The sequence below is a fragment of the Streptomyces sp. NPDC028289 genome (assembly GCF_055565975.1).
Genome location: NZ_JBVHTI010000008.1, coordinates 152,371 through 172,217 on the forward strand (window position 1 = coordinate 152,371; position 19,847 = coordinate 172,217).

A 19,847-nucleotide genomic window follows, 5' to 3' on the forward strand; every position below is an offset into this window, starting at 1 on the left:
CGCGAAATGACCGATTCCTTCCCCTGTCAGGCTGCCGCCGTCACGGCCAGGGCGTCCCGCAGCCGACGGGCCTGGACCACCAGCCTGGACGAGCCGCGACGGGCCGCCGCCCCGGAGAGATGGGGCAGCTCGCCCCGGGACCCGGACCGCTCGGCGCAGTCGGCTGCGACCGAGAGCAGCTCCCCGAGCCCACGGGCCGCGACCGGGGCGCCGGCGGTCCCCCTGGTCGCGAGGTCGGCGAGGAGCACGGGCAGGGTGTGCCGGAGCATCTCCCATATTGTCGCGTTCGCCCCCGTGGCCGCCGCCGTCCGGGCCGATTCGGCCAGCCGCAGCGGCTTCACCGCACCGCGCCGGACCAGCTGGCCGAGGTCGGCACCGAGCCGCTCCGTGTCGAGCTGCCCGCGTGCGGCGAGCACCAGCAGCGCGTCCACCGCGGCCAGTCGGTCCTCCGGATGCCGGGCGCCCAGCCCGTACGCCACGCACAGGTGCGTGCTCTCGCCCGCCGGGCCGCCGGACTCGGCGAGCAGCGGGAGGGCCGCGGTCGCGCCCCGCTGGTCGCCCACGGCGGTCCAGGACAGGTCGTGCACCAGCCGTACGGCCACCAGCTCACGCCGCTCCGGGAGCGCGGCCAGCCAGTGCGGATGGTTCTCCTGGCCCCAGTGGTAGCAGTACCGGCTCTCGCCGAAGGCGGTGACCGGCCGGCCGAGCCGCCGGAACTCCTCGGGGAAGTCCGCCTGGAATTCCGGGACTTCACCCGACTCGACCAGGATCCGCGGCCCCGAGGTCCGGCGGCGGGACGGCGGCACGGCGACCTCCTCGGCCGACAGCAGCCGCGCGAGCCGCTCGCCTTCCGGTGTGCCGAGCGCGACGGCGCGCTCGGCCGCCGCCAGGGCGGCCGCACGGTCCTCGCGGCGCACCCGGAACAGGGCCTGCGCGAAGTCGGCGGCACCGACCCGGGCACCCAGACGGCGGTAGGCGTCGAGCCGGTCGACCAGTTCGCCCGGTTCGAGCAGCCCGGTGCTCCAGGTCGGCGTGGCCAGCAGCAGCGGCTGCGGATCCGTCCGTATCCGGTGGGCGAGTTCGCGCAGGCGCAGGTCGAGCACCCGGGAGAACCCGGTGTGGGCGCACTCGTGGCCGACCGGACCACGACGGAGGGCGGCCAGCAGGACGTCGGAGCTCACAGCGCCGTACAGCGAGGCCAGAAGCAGTTCGAGGCCGTCCCGGGCGGCGAGGAGACCGTAGCGGGCGTTGCCGAAGTACTCCTCGGTGTGCCACCCGCGACTCGACTCGGACTGTTTCCACCAGCGGGTGGCCGCGACCGGTTCGAGCGCCTCCCGCAACGCGTCCTGATCACGGTGGGCGTGGCGTGCCAGACCGTCCAGCGCCCGCTCGAACGCGGCCACGTCCCCCTCGGACGCCAGCAGGGCGCCGATCTCCTCGGCGAGTTCCACCGCCGAGTCCGGGGCCGGCGCGAGCCGGAGCGGCTCCGGGGCCGGCGGCAGCACCTCCTCGTACGCCTCGGGCACCGGCGTCGCCGCGATACCGAGCGCATCGGCCGCCCGGACGCGCAGAGCCGGGCTCAGCCGCTCGGCCGCGACGGCGATCCCGGACCGGACCGCGGGCTCGCCGTCGAGCCGCTTCGCATGCCGCTCCACCAGCTTCAGCGCCCGCTCCTGCACCTGGGTGTCCTCGTGACCGAACGCCTGGGCCACCGTCGGCAGCAGCTCCGCGGCCGCGGACGGGTCGCGAGCCAGCACCTTGCCGAGCAGCACCAGCTGGGCGCGCACCAGCTTCTTCTCGGCGCGGAACAGCAGGCCTTCGGAGGCCTCGGCCAGCCGACGCGGGGTGAGGTCGCCGTCCAGCGCCAGGGCGGCGAGGACCGACTGGGCGTGGGCGGCGACCGGGGAGGCGGCGTCCCGGGCCAGCGCCGTCCAGTCGGCGACCCGCTCGCGCTCCTCCTCCCGGGTGAGGGCGAGCTTGCCCAGCAGCGGCAGGAAGACCCGGTGGTCGGTCGGGCCGCCGCCGCGCAGCAGCCGGGCCACACAGGCGTCGACCACCGCCTTGCGCTCCAGCACGCCCGTGCCGGTCAGCTCCGCGAGGGCGCTCTGCCAGGAACCGGGACCCTCACCGAACAGCCAGCGGACCTCGCCGAGATCGGAGAGCTCGAACAGGCCGTTCACCAGCGGCGCGAGGTCGGGTTCGGCGCGCAGCCGGTCGACGAGGGGCACGCGCCCCCAGCTGTGGCCGATGTACCGGACCCAGCCGACCACATAGGCGTCCGTCACCGGGACCTCGCACCCCGAGCGGCGCACCAGCCCGGCCATCAGCAGGAACGGCACGTCCGCGGAGACCGGCCGCGCGGCCAGCCGCCGGGCCACGTCGGCCTGCCAGCCGGTGTCCCGGTCCGCCAGCGCCTTCAGCAGCGCGTCCGCCGGTGCCTGGCGCCAGCGCATGTCGGCCCCCGCGATCCAGGTCGCGGCCGCGGCGGCCCCCGAGTGGCACATGGCCCCGGCCACCTGGAGCGCCGGATACGTGCGCTCGGACCGGCTCTCCCAGGGCGCGGCCCGCAGCTCCTTGCGCAGGGCCTGCAACCCGGGCAGCAGCGCGCGTCGTTCGGCATCCGCCAGCTTTCCCACGAGGAGGGCCGTCTCCCCGACGCGCCCCGCCCGTACCGCCTCCAGCACCGCGCTCATCACGCACCCCCGCCGATCGCCGTCATGTCCTGAGCCACGTTCTGCTTCTCGTCCTGCGCCACCGCGGCCCCCCGCCGCGCCATCCGTACCGCCAGCGCGTGCTTGCACGGCCCGCGTCCGCCGCGGTACTTCGCCCACCACAGACAACTGCAGCTCAGCACCCCCGCCGTATCCCGCACCCGGTGCACATGACCGTCCTCGGCGGTCACCGTGCCCAACTCGCCCTCCAGCGCCACCGCGCCCGCGGCCAGCAGCGCCCGGGCCGACCGCAGCCGGGGGTTGTGCCGCTCCACGCGCCCCGCGTCGTACGGCAGTTCGCGGTGGAAGTAGGCGGCCTCCGCCGTGTCGTAGCCGACGCGTCCCGAGGTGCCGAGCCGGACCAGGGCCGCGCGGACCCGCTCCGGGGTGAGCCCGGAGGAAGCGGCCAGGTCGGCGATGTCGACGCGGGGCTCCCAGGCCAGCAGGACCGCGATCAGCTCCGCGTCCTCGGCGGCCTCGTCGGTGGCAAGGGCGTCCAGCACGCCGCCCTCACCGGAGAACCCCCGGGCCGGGTCCGGCGACAGCGTCAGCGTGAGCCGCATGCCCTGGAGCACGACCTCCCAGGCGGCGGCCGTACCGGGGGCGGCGAGGGCGCCCTGCGGGCCGTAGACGCGCAGGGCCGTCGCATGGCGCAGCACCCGCTGCAGCGCGGCCAGCCGCTCCGGTCCCGGCAGGCACACCGCACCCGGCACCGGCCGGGTCGTCGGCCGCAGCCCCCGGCCCACCGGCACCACCCAGCCGGGACCCGCCGGACCCCGGCGGGCGGTGCCGCCGCGGGGGAGCGAGCGCAGGAACCGTACCGCCTCGTCCGCCGGCAGCTCGGCCCGCAGATCGAACCCGGCGGCTATGACCTGCGCCTCCGCGAAGCCGCGCAGCCAGCGGTCCGGCAGCGGGACCTTCTTCTCCACCACCGGCCCGTCCAGCGTGGTGACCGCCATCTCCTCCGGGCCGACCCGCAGATGCAGCGGGTCGTCCGAGCCGAGCCGGGAGAGCGCTTCCCGCAGCGGGTTGTTGACGTCGACGTTCGTCGTGCCCTGGCCCACCTCGCCGCCGTCCAGTCCCGGGCCGAGGACGTCCAGCCGGGCGTACACGCCGCCGCAGCCGGAGAAGGACTCGAAGCGCAGCCGGTCGCCGTTGCCCGTCACCACCGGGTCCAGCGAGGCGCGCAGCTGCGGCTGGTAGTACCGCGCCGCCGCCACGTCCGCCACCGCGAGCAGCCCGGCCGCGGCCACCTGAGGGGAGGTCAGGAAGCCCGCGAAGAACCGCGGATGGTCCTCGACCCCGGTGGGTGTCGCACCCCGGGAGGTCTCGAGCCCGAGATGGCGGCCGTCGGCGCCGGAGCGCAGCACGGAGAGTTGACGATAGGCCACGGCCTGTGAAGATCGCGTCATGGGAAAAACCGTAGAGGCGACCACTGACAATCGGCTCCGACCTGCGAGAACAACACGAAGACGCGCCGTGGGCGGGCGAGTTCGGAGAATGCGGCAGGGCCGCGCGCCGGGGGATGACGCCGGTGCGCGGCCCTGTGAAAGCGTACGGGAGTTACTGGCCGACCCGGCCCGGCTGCAGGGTCTGCGTGAACAGCACGGTGCCGTCGTACTCGCGCAGCCGCACCGTCAGCTCGCCGCTGGCACCGTCGATGTCGACCTCGCCGAAGAACTGGTAGCCCTCGGCGGGTGACACGTTCGAGGCGGTCGGCGCCTTGACGAACACCCGGTCGGGGCCGAACGTGCCGTCCAGCGCGTTGGCCGGGAAGGCACCGGCGTTCAGCGGGCCGGAGACGAACTCCCAGAACGGCGCGAAGTCCTTGAACGCGGCCCGGGACGGGTCGTAGTGCTGGGCCGAGGTGTGGTGGACGTCGGCCGTCAGCCACACCGTGCCGGTGATCTTCCGGTGCTTGATGTACCGCAGCAGCTCCGCGATCTGCAGCTCGCGGCCGAGCGGCGCGCCCGGGTCGCCCTGGGCGACGGCCTCGAAGTTCGCCTTGCCCTCGACCGGGTCGGGCACGACAAGACCGAGCGGCATGTCCGCGGCGATCACCTTCCACACCGCACGCGACCGCGACAGCTCGCGCTTCAGCCACGTCAGCTGCTCGGCGCCGAGGATGCCCTGCGGGTCGGTCGTCTGGTCGTCGGGCGAGTTGGCGTTGCGGTAGGTCCGCATGTCGAGGACGAACACGTCGAGGAGCGGGCCGTGGTGGTGGACGCGGTAGATCCGGCCGTCCGGGCGGCCGCTGATCGTCGAGATGGGGAAGTACTCGGAGAACGCCTGCCGGGACCGCAGCGCCATGTCGTCCAGCTTCGTACCGGCGGGATAGGCGGTGCCGGTGCCGATGACCTCGCCCGGGTACCAGTTGTTGCGGACCTCGTGGTCGTCCCACTGGATGACGTTCGGCACCTGGGCGTTGAACCGGCGCAGCGCCTCGTCCAGCAGGTTGTAGCGGAAGTTGCCGCGGAAGTCGTCCAGCGTGACCGCGACGTGCGACTTCGCCTCGGAGGTGACGTTGCGGTACAGGCTGCCGTCGGGCAGCGCCTGGGTCGTCGAGATGACGCCGTCGGCGTAGATGTTGTCACCGCTGCACAGGAAGAAGTCCGGGTCCAGCTTCGCCATCGCGTCGAAGATGCGGTAGCCGCCGATGGACTCGTTGATGCCCCAGCCCTGCCCGGCCAGGTCGCCGGACCAGACGAACCTCACGTCCTGGCGGCGGCGCGCGGACGCGGTGCGGAAGGTGCCGGTGACCGGCTCGCCCGTGCGGCGCGGGTCGTCCGGGTCGGCGAGCAGCACGCGGTAGTGGATCTGCTCGCCGGACGGCAGCCCGTGCAGCCGCGTGGTGCCGGTGAAGTCGCTGTCGGCGCCGAGCATCGGGCCGCGCCACCTGCGGGCGCCCCGGAACGACTCGGTGGCCGAGGTCTCCACGATCATCCGGGCCGGCCGGTCCGAACGGACCCAGACCAGGCCGGAGTCGGCGGTCACGTCGCCCGCCTGCACGCCCCAGTCCGCCCGGGGGCGCCCGGACAGTGCGAACGCCGGCGCGGAACCGAGCGCCGTGGGCAGGGTCAGGGCCGCCGACGCGGCGAGCGAGCCGCGCAGCACACTGCGGCGGCCAGGGAGCGAAAGGGACATGGAAGGGCCTCCAGAACGGGATCCGGCCAGTTGTGCACAGCCACAACTACTGGGGCGCCGCAGCGCACACGCAAACCGCGAGTGAACAACTGACCCGCCCCCGCAAGCGCTGTCCCTCCGGAGGGCGGCCGGGTCGTGGCCCTTCAGGCCCGGCCGTCACGTCGTCGTTCCGGGGCAGGCCGCGTCGCCGTCACCCGTCCACTGCCTCCGCCATCACCCGCACGCCCTCCCGGATCCGGGCCGCCGGCAGATGCGCGTACCCCAGCACCAGCCGTACGCCGGACTCGTCGCCCGGCGCGTGCGTGCACGCGCTCAGCGGACGCACCGCGACCCCGGCCGCCGCCGCCCGCCGCACGAAACGGCTCTCCGGCCCGTACCGGTCGGGGAGTTCGGCGATGGCGTGCAGCCCTGCCGCGATCCCCGACACGCGCGCGTGCGGGAAGTGCTCGGCCAGGGCGGCGACCAGGACGTTCCGCCGCTCCCGGTAGGCGCGCTGGCAGCGGCGCAGCTGCCGGTCGTAGTCGCCGCGCTCCAGGAACCGGGCGAACACCGCCTGGTCGACGGAGGGATGACCCAGGTCCGTGGTCCGCTTGCGCTCGACGACGGCGTCCGCCAGGAACTCCGGCACCAGCAGCCAGCCCAGCCGCAGTCCCGGGGCGAGGGACTTGCTGACCGACCCGGTGTACGCCACGCGTTCCGGGTCGAGGCCCTGGAGGGCGCCGACCGGGGCCCGGTCGTAGCGGAAGTCGCCGTCGTAGTCGTCCTCCAGGAGCAGCCCGTCCACCGAGCGGGCCCAGTCCAGCAGCCGGGCACGGCGCCCGGGGGAGCAGGCGATCCCGGTCGGGTACTGGTGGGCGGGTGTCGTCACCGCCGCGCGGACGCCGGACGCGTGCAGCGGACCCGGCGCCAGGCCCTCGGTGTCCAGGGGCAGCGGTACCGTGCGCAGTCCGGCCGCCGCGTACAGGGCGTCGTGCTGCGGGCTGCCGGGATCCTCCACGCCGATCTCGCGCACCCCGCGCGCGTGCAGCACGGAACCGAGCAGCGCCGCCGCCTGCGCCACTCCGGAGACGACCACGATCCGCTCCGGGTCGGCGACCACCCCCCGGCGCCGGGCCAGCAGTTCGGCGAGAGCCGAGCGCAGCCGGGGCAGTCCGCGTGGGTCCGGGTAGCCGAGGTCGCGGTGCGGCAGCTCCGCCAGCACCTCGCGCTGGGCGGCGCCCCAGGCGGCCCGCGGGAACAGTGACAGGTCCGGCGACCCCGGCACGAAGTCCACCCGTACGCCGTGCGGGCCCGGCGCGAGGTCACGCGCGCGTGGCGCCGCCGCCCGCACGGCACCGCTCACCCAGGTCCCCGCCCCCCGGCCGCTGCGCAGGTAGCCCTCCGCCGCCAGCTGCTCGTACGCCTCCGTGACCAGCCCCCGCGACACCCCGAGGTCCTTGGCCAGCTCCCGGCTGGACGGCAGCCGGGTGCCGGGCGCGAGCCGCCCTGCCCGGATCGCCTCCCGCAGCGCGGCCTGGAGGAAACGCCCACGCGCGCGTGCCGGTGCCGTGGCGGCCGGCAGCAGCAGCTCCCACGCGGCGGAGCCCGGCAGGTCGCCCGGATTGGTCCCCGATGACGTCATGGAAGTGGACCTTAATCCGGACCGCCCGGGTTCCTAGCGTCGTCCTCATGAACGCGACCACCACGCGCGGCTCCCTGCTGACCACGCTCGCCTACGTGCTCGTCGGCGCCTCCTTCACGGCCAACAGCGTGCTGGGCCACTACCCCTACGCGGGCGGCCAGTTCCTCCGCTACGGACTGGCCTGCCTGCTGCTCGTGCCGTTCGTCGGGCCGGGCGCGGCCGAGCGGCTGCGCGGACTCGGGGCGCGCGCGTGGCTGCGGCTGGCCCTGCTCGCCGCCGTCGGGATGGTCGGCTTCAACCTGGCCGTCCTCGCGGCCGAGCGCACCGCGGAACCGGCGGTGCCGGGCGTCTTCGTCGGCTGCGCCCCGGTGGCGGTCGCGGTCCTGGTCTCGCTCCTGGACCGCCGTCGGCCTCAACGGCAGGTACTCCGCGGGGCGTTGCTGGTAGCGGTCGGCGCCTTCGCGGTCCAGGGCTGGGGGCGGACGGACGCGAGCGGTCTCGCCTTCTCGGTGTGCGCCCTGGCCGGTGAGGTCGGGTTCGCGGTGCTCGCGGGACCGGTGCTGCGCGCGCTCGGTCCCCGGCTGCTGACCGCCGCCGTGTGCGCCCTCGCCGCGGTCGAGGCGGCCGGGACCGGGGCCGTGCTCGACGGCGGGGCGTGGCTGCGCCGGCCCGGTGCCGCGGAGACGGCCGCGCTGCTGTGGCAGGCGGCCGTCGTCACCGTCATCGGGTTCGTGTGCTGGTACATGGGCGTACAGCGGATCGGCACGGAGCGCGCGACGCTGTTCACCGGCCTCGTCCCGCTGACCGCCGTCTGCACCGCCCCGCTCGTCGGGACGGGCTCCTACGGACCCGCCCAGGCCGTCGGCGGGGCCTTGGTGGGAGCCGGGGTCGCCCTGGGCTCCGGCGCCCTGCCACGGCTCGGCCACCGGTCGCCGACGGCCACCCCTCAGCACGGCAGGGGGCGCTCCGGCGTCGGCGTCCGGCCGGCGGCCGGACGTGTTCCGGACTGCCGTGCCGGGGACCGGTCGCCGGTGGCCAGGGCTCTGACTCGTGTCGGCCGCCGCCGGCCACCGGTCGACCGGGCCCCGCACCGCACCGTGTCGCCGGCCGACAGGCACCGGCCGGCCGCTGCGGACACGGCGTCGGCGCCCGGCCGTCCGTCAGCGGCTGCCGTCGAGGATGACGCGGGCGACCAGCGCAGGGTCGTCGTTCATCGGGCAGTGTCCGCAGCCGGGCAGCCGGACCAGCCGGGCCTTGGGGATGATCTGCTTGGCCCGCACCCCCTGGCGGCGTACCAGCAGCATGTCCCGGGTGCCCCAGCCCACGGTGACCGGGATGCCGGGGACGTCGTCGGTGAACTGGACGGCGGAACCCGCCCGCAGGGTCTCGGCGAATCCGCTGGCCTGCGCGAGAGCGAGCGTCTCGGCGACCACGGCCTCGGGTGAACGGCGCGCCGGGCGGGCGTAGATGGTGCTCGTCAGGGCGGTCCGTCCGGCGGCCGACCGGGACAGCCGCTCGATCATCGGGAGCGGCAGCCGCTCCGCGATCCGCCGCATGGCGATGAGCACACCGAAGGCGTAGCGACGTTCGGCCTGTGACCAGAACCCGGCGGGGGAGAGGGCGGTGACGGAGCGTACGAGCTTCTCGCGGCCCAGCTCCAGCGCCAGCAGCCCGCCGAGCGAGTTGCCCGCCACGTGCGGCCGGTCCAGCTCCAGGGCCTCGAACAGGGCGCCGAGCAGGGCGTTGGTGGTCGGCAGGTCGTAGGCGAGACCGTCGGGCAGGGCCGGGGAGGCGCCGAAGCCGGGCAGGTCCACGGCGATCACGTCCCGCTCGGTCGCGAGGATGTCCACCACGGGGTCCCAGGCCTGCCGGTGATGCCCTATGCCGTGGATGAGGACCAGCGGTTCGCCGCGGCCCACGCGCGCGTACGAGACGGTCACATCCTGCCGGCCGTGCGCGGCCGGGGCTTTGAACGAGACGGTGGCGGACATGGGGGGCTCCTCGTCTGGCGACTTCGGCGGACGCCGTAGACAGCTTGTCAGCAATTGCTACTCGCGGGTAGTCCCCGGTGGGGCGTGTCGCGCCCCGGCCGCCGGTCTCCGGATCATTCTGGGCCGGGGGTACGGTCCTGCGACGGGAGCTTTGCCGCCACGTCACGAAAACGCACCCGCGCGAACGCCCCGTGAACGCTCTGTGGCACCGCTTTCTATGCGTTGGCCAAGGGATCGAGGATTGGTCTTGACCAAGGGTCTGCGCCGTCCTATGGTCGCAGATAAGTAAAACAACCTTTAATAAACAAGGGCGCTAAAACGCCGCCGGACCACGGCGATTGCGGAGGACAGGGTGGGGACCACGCAGCTGGAATCGGTGCCGGAGCCGAAGTACTGGCATCTCAAGACCGTGCTCAGTGAGGCACTGGACTCGGAGTTCTCGGTCGGTGAGATCCTGCCCAACGAGCGCGACCTCGCCGCCCGCTTCGGCGTGGCCCGAGCCACCCTCCGTCAGGCCCTCGAACAGCTCGAGCTGGAGGGCCGGCTGCAGCGCCGCCGCGGTGTCGGTACGACGGTCGCGCCCCCGCGCATGGGCGTGGCGGTCGGCACCGACCAGCACGCCTGGCCGGGCGCCCCCGGGGACGCCTGGCAGCCCGCCGACTGCACCCTCGCGGTGCCGCCCGCCGCCGTCGCGACCGCCCTGGAGACCGGCGCGGAGGAGCCCGTGCATATCGTGCGCCGCTCCCGCGTCACGCACGGCCAGCCCGTCGCCGCCGAGCTGATCTACATCCCGGCGGCCTCGGTCCCGGAGCTGACGGCGATCGACGCGCCGTCCGGAGCGCCCCGCGCGCGTGCGGTGCTGCGGGAGCTGCAGCGCCTGGAGCTGGAGGGCCAGGACCGCGCCGTGGAGCTCGGCTCGGCCCGCGCGGACGACGCCAAGGAACTCGACCGGCTCCCCGGCGCCCCGGTGCTGGTCGTCACCACCCGGTTCCTCGCCGCCGGCCGCGCCGCCGCGCTCTCCGTCGCCACCTACCGCGCGGACACCTGCCGGCTGACCTTCGGCGACACCGGCGGCGTGGAGATCCACCACGGCCCCGAGCGGCAGGCCTCCTAGCCACCGCCCCTGACCCCAGGTCGCGCCCCGGTTCTCCGCCGGGGCGCGACGCGTTTCCCGGCGCCTGCGCTCAGTGGCGCGCGGTGACCGTCCCGTCCACCGCGAACAACTGCTCCTCCACATGGTCGAGGGCGAGCCGCAGCGCGCCCGTCGCCACCGCCGCCTCACCGAGCAGGGAGAGCGCCACCCGGGGCGGCCGCAGACAGTAACGCGCGAGCTCCCGGCGCAGCGGCTCCAGGACGCCGTCCAGGCCGGCCGCCCAGCCGCCGATCACCACCAGCTCCGGGTCCAGTGCCAGCACCAGTGCGGCCACGTCGTGGACCAGCCGCTGTATGAACCGGTCGACGGCCGCCCGCGCCCGCGCATCCCCCTTGCGGGCCAGCGCGAACACCTCGGCGACCGCCGGTTCGTCCAGCGGATGCAGCGGCTCGTCGGTGGTGGACAGCAGTGTCTCCGGGGTCACCTCCCGGCCCAGCAGATGCAGCGCGCCGATCTCCCCGGCCGCCCCGCCGTACCCCCGGTGCAGCCGCCCGCCGATCAGCGATCCGGCGCCCGGACTCAGCCCGGCCAGCACCATCACCACGTCGTCGGACTCGGTGGCGGCGCCCTTCCAGTGCTCGGCCACCGCCGCTGCGTTGGCGTCGTTCTCCACCAGGACCGGGCACTTGAAGGACCGGCTCAGCCGCTCGCCGAGGCGCAGCCCCGTCCACTCGGGCAGCGCGGTGCCCAGCCGCACCCGGCCGTCCGCCTCGACTATGCCGGGGGTGCCGACCCCGACGGCCCGCAGCGAACTGCGCGCCACCCCGGCCCGGCGCAGCAGCTCGGCCACGGCGGTGCGCAGCCGCTCCAGCCGCTCGTCCGCGTCGGCGGTCTCGTCGACATCCTTGGCCTGTGCCCCCAGCACCCGGCCGTCGAGGTCGGCCAGGAGCGCGGCGACGCGGTGCGGGCCGATCTCCAGTCCCAGCAGGTGCCCGGCCTCGGCCCGGAACCGGAACCGCCGCGCCGGCCGCCCCTGCCGCCGGGTGGCGCCCTCCTCGGCGGCTGTCTCGACGACCAGTCCGGCTTCGATGAGCCCCTCCACGACGCCCTCGACGGTCGGCCGGGACAGCCCGGTGACCCGGGTGATCTCGGTGAGCGTCGCACAGTCCGTGGCCCGCAGCGCGTGCAGCACCACCGCGGAATTGATCCTTCGCAGCAGAGACGGATCACCGCCGGTCAATCCCGCCAAGGTCCGTCCTCCCAGCTTGCCCCGCACGTTGGCCGGATCGTACTTCGGCGCCGGCGACCCAGGCGAGTGCCGGATGCCTTCGATCTGCCGGAGATCCGCGATCAGCGGGGCGTGACCGCGACCGGTCGCGGCCGGACCGACCGGTGACCGGCCGGCCCAGCTCCGGACGCACCGCGTGCACGGCTCGTGGAATCCCCCGACGCGCCACGTCCGCCTCGCCCGGATCGGCTGACTTCGGTCGGTCGTCGACCCGGCAGGGCGGGGCGCGGTGGCGCGCACGTGCCGCGGCGCGCCGAGCGGCTCCGATTGTCATGTCACCTTGCCTACCAGGACGCTATGGTTGTCTCTGCCCAGCGAGGGACTGGTTGCGGCACGAGGACCGCCGGTGAGGACCGGTGGCGGTGTGTCGTCCGGGGGTGGGTTTGGCGACTTGTGAGGCCGGCCGGGCTGCGTTGGGGGAGCGTCCCATATGTCTCCAATGCGGCTGGCCGTATTGTGCGGTGCCGGGCCTGACGGTCCTCGCCGACGTCGCGGTGAACACTCGTCGGATTATCGGCCCGTCTGGTGCATGCGGGCCGACCTGGGGAACGGATGCGATGAACACACGACACCTTCTCGACCCCGGCGGAGGAGACGCCTTGCCACCCACGACCGTCGCCGGCCGGTTCGGCTCGGCGCGAGATGCCTCCTGCTCAGGCAGAGGCCGCGGAGGTCACGCGGTACCGGAACGCGCCGGTCGGGCCCGGGCGAATCGATTCCCCGAGGGCTGCCCGAGTCATCTCCCCTTCACCACGTCATCGCCGCGCCACGTACCGGCCCGGGGGACGTTCGGCGGCGTGTCCTGCGTTCCCGCGTTACTTGTCACGGAGAGGGGATGACTTTGAGGCAGGAGGCCAAGAGCCAGCCTTTCGGTGTGGGCGACCGACTCGGTGCCGAGGAGGTGGCCGTCTACCGGTGGCTCGCCCTGCGCCGGCAGTTCGACCTCTCCCGGATGGCCGCGGAACTCGCGCTCGACGAAGCCACGGTGACGCGCGCCGTCGACGCTCTCCTCCAAGTGGGCCTGCTCCAGCGGCACGCGGAGGACGACCAGGTGATGCGGGCGGTCGACCCGCATCTGGCCGCCGCCGTGGCCACCGCCCCGCTGGAGAGGGCCATACGCGAGCAGCAGATCTCGCTGCGCGCCTTCCGCGACCAGTTCGCCCAGCTCTCCTCGCACTACGAGGAGGCGCAGCGTGCCACCCCCGCGCCCCTCGACACCATCCCTGCTCTGACCGAGGTACGGGTCGCCCTGGACCGGGCGGCCGAGCTGTGCCGCGAGGAGATGATCACCGTCCAGCCGGGCGGCACGCGGGCACCCGAAGTGCTCAAGGACGCGCTGGCCAGGGACGGCGAGATGCTCGCCCGCGGGGTGCGGATCCGGACCCTCTACCACCACACCGCGCGGTTCAACAGCCCCAGCCAGGCGTACGTCGCCATGGCCACCGCCCTCGGAGCCGAGTACCGCACCGCCCACCAGCTCTTCGGCCGGATGATCGTGTTCGACCGTGAACTGGCCTTCCTGCCCGACCACAAGGGGACGTGGGGCGCGGTCGTCATCCGTGAACCGTCGGTCGTGCACTTCCTGTGCGAGCTGTTCGAGCATGCGTGGACGGAGGCCCAGCCGTTCTCCGACGCGGCCACCGATGGACTGGAAGCCGTTGCCAAGGACCTTGACCGCACCATCCTGAGGCTTCTCGCAACCGGGCGGAAGGACGAGACGATCGCCCGGCGCCTCGGCATGTCGCTGCGCACCACACGGAAACACATCGCGGACATCATGCAGACCCTCGGGGCGGAGAGCCGCTTCCAGGCCGGTTTCGCGGTAGCCACCAGGGGGCTGCTGGGCGACGACCCGGACGACGAGAGCGCCGACGTCCCGCAGGACGAGTAGTCCGGTCCCGCGAACAGGCCGACGACAGGGGCGGCTTGATGGCCCGTCAGCCCGTCAGTCCGCCTCGCCCAGGAGGAGTTCCAGCAGGACCGTCGGCGTGTGGACGTCCAGCAGAGCGTAGGCGTGGTCGCGGGGCACGAAGAGTGTCCCGCCCGCGCGAAGGCGCAGATCCACGGTGCTCCCCGGAATGCCGTCCGTGCGGGTGAGCCTGCATCGGCACGCGCCTTCGAGCACGGTCACGATGTACTCGACCGTGCTCGACGCCTGTTGTTCGCCGACCGACATGGAGTGCATGAACCGGAAGGACGGGCGGACCCGGAGCTCCAGCAGCGCGCCGAGCGCCGAGGCCAGCAGCAGCGGCTCCGCCTCCTCTCCCGGGGCCCCGGGCTCCTGCGGACCCTCGTCGGTCCGAGGCGGCGCCGCGTCGGAGGCGTACGGCCAGCGCTCCTGGTGATAGGCGAGCCGCGCGATGCGCAGCAGCTCCGGTAGCGTCTCGGAGTCCTCGGGCCACAGCAGTGCCGGTCCCCTGTCCCCGTTCGTCGCGACGCACAGCGCCAACTCCTGGACAAAGGACTCGAGCGGCTTCACCAGCCGTCTGGGCTCAGGCACAGCTCTGACTCTCCGATCTCGCGTCGGCCCGATCCCTGGTGAGGGGCTTGTGGGCACCGTCGAGTCGGCTTCGTCTTCGTTCGCTTCCTCCGGGACCCAGATGTCCCGCTGCCGTCCGACGGCGGTGTGAGAGGCATCGTGGCGTTCGTGCCGCGAAACATGTAGTCACGTGTTCCCGCCACACAGGGGGCTGAACGGGAGAAGGGGACGGCGTCACACGACCGCCCGGTGGGGCCGACGGCCGGTCTCTGTCCGTGACCGTCGGCCCCACCGGGCGGTTGCGCCCCACGCCTGAGGGGTTGTCGTCTAGTCCGGGTCCTGGCCCCGGCCCCTGTCCTGGTCCTCGGCCACGGCGATGGCGAGACGCAGCAGACCGACCCGGCTCCGGGCCCCCGACTTCTCCCGGATCCTGCGCAGATAGGTGTCCACGGTGTGCGGGCTCAGGTCCATTCGGCGGGCGATGGACGTGTAGGTGAGGCCGTCGGCGAGATGTCGCAGGACCTCACGCTCGCGGACGCTCAGTGAGGCCTGAGCTTCGGCAGCCATCGGCGGTCGACGTGTGTCCATTCCGTTTTCCTCGTCGCAGGAGAACCCTGACGTGGGCCGGTCCGCCCCCGGCGGAAGGGCGGACTGGTCCGTTCTCGGGTGGTGCGGGGAACCTCCGTGCGGAAGGTCCTGCCGGGCGCGTGGAGCGCCCCACGTGCCCGGCTCAGCCCCAGCCGCTGTCGTCCGTCGGGTTCGCCGTGGGCAGGTGGTCCAGCGCGACGGGGGGTTTCACACTGCCCCAGCCGCTGTCGCCGGCGACTACTACGCCGACCACGGACTGAACGGTTGAGCTCTGCGCGCCGGATATGACGCCGAGGGCGAGCAGCACGGCTGCGATCACTGTGATGACGGGACGGCTGACTATCACGGTTGCTCCTGTTTTGTAGCGATTTGCAGCGATAAGTGCGGAGTTTTCCGGTTGTGATCCCCGCTGCTTCAAGGTTCTCCAGTGCGCGACTCGCTGACCATGGGGGAAGGTGCTCACCAAACTGTCCGGCAGCAAAGACGAACGGGTAGCGAAAAGAGCGAAGTGGAAGAAACGGGTGTGAACAGCCTGTGCACAGAGGCGCAGTTCGAAAGGATTCGAGCCGGGAGACGTGGACCCAGGGCGTCGCGGCAGTGTTGATGGGCGACCGGCGAGGGTGTCGAGCGCGTCCGGCCCGAGGCGTCACTGCTCGCGGGCGTGACCTCGGGCGGGACCGGGTCAGGACCCGACGTCACCGGGTGCGGGGGCGGCGTGCGCCGGCGGTCTTCTCCAGCTCGCCGCGGTCCAGCTTGCCGCTGAGGGTGAGAGGCAGCGTGGGCAGCGGCAGGAACCTGGCGGGCACCATGTGGGTCGGCAGGAACGCCGCCAGCTCGGCGGGCAACCGCTCCGTCAGCGTGTCGTCGGCTTCGTCGCGGGGGACGAAGCACGCGACCAGCATGGGTTCCCCGCGCGGACTGGGCACCACGACCACGGCGCCGGAGGCCACCCCGGGGCATGCGAGGAGACGGCTCTCGATCTCTCCCAGCTCGACCCGCATACCGCGCACCTTGACCTGGCCGTCGGCCCGGCCGAGGCAGCGCAGGGTGCCGTCGTCGTCCCGGACGGCGAGATCACCGGTCCGGTACCAGGTCCGGCCGTCGGCATCGCGGACGAACGCCCGCTCGGTCAGCTCGGGGCGCCCCAGATAGCCGTCCGCGATCCCCCCGGCGAGAAGGATCTCCCCGGTCTCCCCGTCGGCCACCGGGCGCCCGTCGGCCCTCAGTTCGACGTCGACGTGCGGGAGGGCGCTGCCGATCGGGGTGCCCGGGGCGTCCCGCCGGGCCAGCGTGCGCGGGGTCAGCTCCTGCCAGGTCGCGTACACCGTGCCCTCCGTCGGGCCGTACAGATTGTGGTAGGTCGCGTCGGGGGAGAGCCCCAGATCGGCCCAGCGGGAGACCACCGTCAGTTCCACCGGCTCGCCCGCGAGCAGAACGCGGCGCAGTGCGGGGAAGGAGGTGCCGGTCCGCTCGGCGGCGTCGAGCAGATAGCGGAAGACGGTCGGCACCTGGCTCAGGACCGTCGCGCCCGCCTCGGTCAGCAGGGAGGCGAGACGACGTGGGTCCCGCAGCGCCTGCTCCGGCACCGCCAGCAGCCGGGCGCCGGTCACCAGCGGAGCCCATGACTCGGCCAGACTCACGTCGAAACAGGGGGACGTGGACTGGGCCCAGACCTCGTCGGCGCCGAGACCGAGGGACGACACGAAGCCGAGGAGGAAGGCCGCCAGACTCCTGTGGGACATCACCACACCCTTCGGGCGGCCCGTGGAGCCCGAGGTGTGGATGACGTAGGCGGTACCGTCCGGCGCGGGCGATGCCGGCGAGTCCGCCGCCGGAGGGGTGCTCAAGGTGAATCCCTCGTCGGGACCGTGCTCGACCACCGTGCGGGCCCCGGCGTCGGCGAGTACGAAGTCCTGGCGCGGTCGCGGATAGGCGGGGTCCACCGGCACATAGCCGCAGCCGTGCCGCCAGATGCCCAGCACCGCGGCGTAGACCCGCCATCCGCGAGGCATGCGCATCCCCACGAGCTCGCCGGGCCGGACGCCCGCGTCCACCAGCATCCGCCGTACCGTTTCGGCAGCCGCTCCCAGTTCGCCGTACGTGACATCCCGGGAGGAGTCGGTGACGGCGATCCTCTCGGGATGGTCGGCGATGCTCTTCTCGACCCAGACGTCGACCCGGTCGCCCATGACGCCGAACCACCCTTCCGCTGTGTGCCATTCGTGGTGCGCCAGGCACCGTCGGCGGGACGCTAGCCACTGAACGGATGCAGGTCAACACGTTCCGTGACCGTTCCGGATCGGTGCCCGGCGTGGACGGGCGGCAAGGGGGAGGCGTGCCGGCGCCGGGAGCTGGGGGATCGGCCGGGAAGGGGGTGATGGGGTCGGCGGCGGGCCGCGCGGGCAGCCTGGGGCGGGGGAGTCGCCGGAACCGGAAGAGAACCTGGGGTGGATCCTGACGCCCTGTCATCGCACCCCGGACGGAGGGGCAAGGGGGGAGGGTTCCGTACGCCGAAACCCTGTCCGTGAAGCGTTATTTGTGGCGGAGCGAGGCTTTTCGTGCCCCCGTTAGCTTGCTGCCGTGCAGGTCGGTGAGGCGGGTGCGGCATGGCCCGCGCCGTCCGGGCCCGGTGATCGTGGAGGGCCAGCACAGCCGTACACACCACGGCAACGCACGCCGGGGACGTACCAGAATCCGGAGACGCCCATGCCCCAGCACGAACTCCCGAAGCCAGACCACGAGGCCGCGCACGGACCGGTGTTCAAGGTGCTCGGCCCCTTGGAGGTGTGGGACGGGGATCGACGGGTCAACCCGGGCGGCGTGAGACAGCGTCACGTCCTCGCGACGCTGCTGATCTACGCGGACAGGGTCGTTCCCGTGAACCGGCTGATCCGCGCGGTCTGGGACGAGGAAGCGCCGGACACGGCGGGCAACCAGGTGCGCAAGATGATCTGGAACCTGCGCCGCAGGCTGCCCGGCTCGGTGCGCATCCTCACCGAAGCGCCGGGCTACCGGCTCGTGCTGAGCGAGGGCCAGCTCGACGCCCGTACCTTCGAGACCCTGCTGGGCCGCGCCGGTACCGCCGTCACCGAGGGCCGCGCCGAGGAGGCCGTCGAGCATCTCTCCCGCGCCCTGAAACTGTGGCGCGGCCGTGCGCTGAGCGGACTGAGCGGCGCCGTCGTCGGCTCGGGCGGCCGGGACCTCGACGAACGACGCCTCATCGCCACCGAGCGACTGGTCGACCTGCGGCTGCTGAACGGGGAGGCGCGGGCGCTGGTGCCCGACCTGTATTCCCTGGTCAACGCCCACCCTCTGCACGAGGGGCTGCGGGAGCGGCTCATGCTGGCCCTCTACCGGATCGGCCGACGCGCGGATGCTCTGCAGGTGATGGCCCAGGGCCGGGCGGAACTGGTGGAGCTGGGCATCGAGCCCGGCACCGGGCTCAGCCGCCTCCAGGAGCGCATCCTCAGGGACGATCCGGGCCTCATGCTTCCCGAACGCGAACGCGAACGCGAACGCGAACGCGAACGCGAACCCGAACCTGTAGCTGGACCTGGACCTGGACCTGGACCTGGACCTGGACCCGAGCCCGAAGCCGGCCCTGGCCCTGTACCCGGAACCGCGCCCCAGTCCGGGGACGAGCCCGACTGCGATCCCGCCCCCGTCCCCGCCTCCGCGTGGACCGTGGACGGCACCACGGGAAACGTCTCACCAGCCGCAGAGGCGACCGTGGCGACAGCCGCCGACCGGGGACGGGATCACGGCAGCCTGCCCTACGACCTCAAGGACTTCACCGGACGCCGCCGGGAACTGGACGCACTCCTCGCCCTCGGCGCCGCCGTCACCGACCGGGCCCCCACCATCGTGACCCTCACCGGCATGCCCGGTGTCGGCAAGACCGCCCTCGCCGTGCACGCCGCCCACCGCCTGTCCGCCGCCTTTCCCGACGGACGGCTCCACCTGGACCTCCAGGGCCTCACCCCGCACAGCGGTCCCCCGACCCTGGCGGAGGCACTGCGGCATCTGCTGCTCACCCTGGGCACGCCCGCTGGGGACGTTCCCGACGACCTCGACGCACGGTTGATCGCCTGGCGGCGGGCCGTGGCCGGACGGCGGGTGCTGATGATCCTCGACGGAGTGGTGGACACCGCGACCGTGCGCCCGCTGCTGCCCGGCACCGGAGGCTGTCTCGTCGTGGTGACCAGCCGTACCGTCATCGGCAATCTCGACGGTGCCGTCCCGATCCATCTGGGCCCGCTGTCCGAGGAGGAAGCCGTCGGCCTTCTCGGCAGCATCATCGGCACGCACCGGATCGGCGACGCCGGCGAGGCCCGCGACCTGGCGGCCGTCTGCGGGCGGCTCCCGCTCGCGCTGCGGATCATGGGCGCCCGGCTCAACAGCCGCCGCGCCTGGAGCCTCGCCCAGGCCGTCCGGCGGCTGCGCCGTCACGACCTGAGGCTGCGCGAACTCACCCTCGCCGACCGCAGTGTGGCCACCGGGATCGGCCAGTGCTACCGCGGACTGAGCCCCGCCCAGCAACGCATGCTGCTCGCCCTGCGCGCGGCACCGTCCGGCAGCATCGACGAACGGACCGCCGCCCGGCTGGCGGGCGTCAGCGCCGCCGAGGCGGAGGACGCCCTGGAAGGACTCGTCGACGCCTGCCTGTTGCAGTCCCTTCCGCAGCCCGGCGGCTACGCCCTGCCCGAACTGGTCCGCAGCTTCGCGGTCCAGGAGTCCGCCACGTCCCGCCCCGGGCCGACCCCCGCGCAGACGCAGCTCCCGCCCCGGACCGGGCCCCGGCCGACCGAGGGCCGCGCGACCCCGCCCGGCAACCGGCCCAGGCCCGACGGCGCCCGACGCCGCGGCCCCGCCGCCCGGCGGTCCGCCGCCTGAGCCCTCGGTGAGGGTGAGGGATGTGCCACGGCCCCGGGA

At 73.6% G+C, this 19,847-nt stretch carries 13 protein-coding genes and 1 pseudogene; 4 read left to right on the top strand and 10 right to left on the bottom strand.

From position 1 onward, the window contains the following. Positions 1-26 precede the first annotated feature (26 nt). The 4 genes from ACZ4UV_RS37345 to pdxR all read right to left on the bottom strand — a co-directional run bounded on the left by ACZ4UV_RS37345 (position 27) and on the right by pdxR (position 7,476). A complete protein-coding gene (locus ACZ4UV_RS37345; RefSeq protein WP_467844117.1) occupies positions 27-2,693 on the bottom strand; it encodes a DUF7824 domain-containing protein in 2,667 nt (888 codons plus the stop codon). Then, the gene (locus tag ACZ4UV_RS37350) at positions 2,693-4,123 is read right to left on the bottom strand and encodes an SWIM zinc finger family protein (protein WP_467844120.1); all 1,431 of its coding nucleotides are present in this window, start codon (positions 4,121-4,123) and stop codon (positions 2,693-2,695) included. The genes ACZ4UV_RS37345 and ACZ4UV_RS37350 overlap by 1 nt, the downstream gene beginning before the upstream one ends. A gap of 151 nt (positions 4,124-4,274) precedes the next feature. Beyond that, positions 4,275-5,855 (bottom strand): alkaline phosphatase D family protein, encoded by a 1,581-nt coding sequence (locus tag ACZ4UV_RS37355; RefSeq protein ID WP_467844123.1) that lies wholly within the window; start codon positions 5,853-5,855, stop codon positions 4,275-4,277. A gap of 190 nt (positions 5,856-6,045) precedes the next feature. Beyond that, complete coding sequence (gene pdxR / locus ACZ4UV_RS37360) at positions 6,046-7,476, bottom strand: MocR-like pyridoxine biosynthesis transcription factor PdxR (RefSeq protein ID WP_451016136.1); 1,431 nt, start codon at positions 7,474-7,476, stop codon at positions 6,046-6,048. Between the two features lie 47 nt (positions 7,477-7,523). On the opposite strand from pdxR, the pseudogene ACZ4UV_RS37365 reads away from it, so the two are divergent. Next, a pseudogene (locus ACZ4UV_RS37365) lies at positions 7,524-7,880 on the top strand (EamA family transporter); the annotation flags it as partial. Positions 7,881-8,636: 756 nt separating this feature from the next. On the opposite strand, the gene ACZ4UV_RS37370 reads toward ACZ4UV_RS37365, so the two are convergent. Beyond that, on the bottom strand, positions 8,637-9,467 hold the full coding sequence (locus ACZ4UV_RS37370) for an alpha/beta fold hydrolase (protein ID WP_390047269.1): 831 nt from the start codon (positions 9,465-9,467) through the stop codon (positions 8,637-8,639). A gap of 352 nt (positions 9,468-9,819) precedes the next feature. On the opposite strand from ACZ4UV_RS37370, the gene ACZ4UV_RS37375 reads away from it, so the two are divergent. Further along, entirely contained in the window at positions 9,820-10,581 is a 762-nt protein-coding gene (locus tag ACZ4UV_RS37375; protein ID WP_390047267.1) for a GntR family transcriptional regulator, read from the top strand. Between the two features lie 70 nt (positions 10,582-10,651). Here ACZ4UV_RS37375 and ACZ4UV_RS37380 read toward each other — a convergent pair whose 3' ends face one another. Continuing rightward, positions 10,652-11,809 carry an ROK family transcriptional regulator gene (locus ACZ4UV_RS37380; RefSeq protein ID WP_467844128.1) on the bottom strand — a complete coding sequence of 386 codons (1,158 nt, stop codon included), beginning with the start codon at positions 11,807-11,809 and terminating at the stop codon, positions 10,652-10,654. Positions 11,810-12,683: 874 nt separating this feature from the next. On the opposite strand from ACZ4UV_RS37380, the gene ACZ4UV_RS37385 reads away from it, so the two are divergent. Further along, positions 12,684-13,739: a helix-turn-helix transcriptional regulator gene (locus ACZ4UV_RS37385; RefSeq protein ID WP_351499281.1), complete on the top strand. Its 1,056-nt coding sequence runs from the start codon at positions 12,684-12,686 to the stop codon at positions 13,737-13,739. Between the two features lie 54 nt (positions 13,740-13,793). Here ACZ4UV_RS37385 and ACZ4UV_RS37390 read toward each other — a convergent pair whose 3' ends face one another. From ACZ4UV_RS37390 to ACZ4UV_RS37405, 4 genes are all read right to left on the bottom strand, one after another. Next, positions 13,794-14,348 carry a hypothetical protein gene (locus ACZ4UV_RS37390; protein ID WP_451016137.1) on the bottom strand — a complete coding sequence of 185 codons (555 nt, stop codon included), beginning with the start codon at positions 14,346-14,348 and terminating at the stop codon, positions 13,794-13,796. A 306-nt stretch (positions 14,349-14,654) separates the two neighbouring features. Continuing rightward, complete coding sequence (locus ACZ4UV_RS37395; RefSeq protein ID WP_467844132.1) at positions 14,655-14,915, bottom strand: response regulator transcription factor; 261 nt, start codon at positions 14,913-14,915, stop codon at positions 14,655-14,657. Positions 14,916-15,057: 142 nt separating this feature from the next. Then, the gene (locus tag ACZ4UV_RS37400; protein ID WP_467844135.1) at positions 15,058-15,261 is read right to left on the bottom strand and encodes a hypothetical protein; all 204 of its coding nucleotides are present in this window, start codon (positions 15,259-15,261) and stop codon (positions 15,058-15,060) included. Between the two features lie 349 nt (positions 15,262-15,610). Beyond that, positions 15,611-17,104, bottom strand: a complete 1,494-nt coding sequence (locus tag ACZ4UV_RS37405) for an amino acid adenylation domain-containing protein (RefSeq protein WP_467844138.1) — start codon at positions 17,102-17,104, stop codon at positions 15,611-15,613. Positions 17,105-17,621: 517 nt separating this feature from the next. On the opposite strand from ACZ4UV_RS37405, the gene ACZ4UV_RS37410 reads away from it, so the two are divergent. Further along, positions 17,622-19,808: an AfsR/SARP family transcriptional regulator gene (locus ACZ4UV_RS37410; protein ID WP_467844141.1), complete on the top strand. Its 2,187-nt coding sequence runs from the start codon at positions 17,622-17,624 to the stop codon at positions 19,806-19,808. The last annotated feature ends 39 nt before the right edge of the window (positions 19,809-19,847 follow it).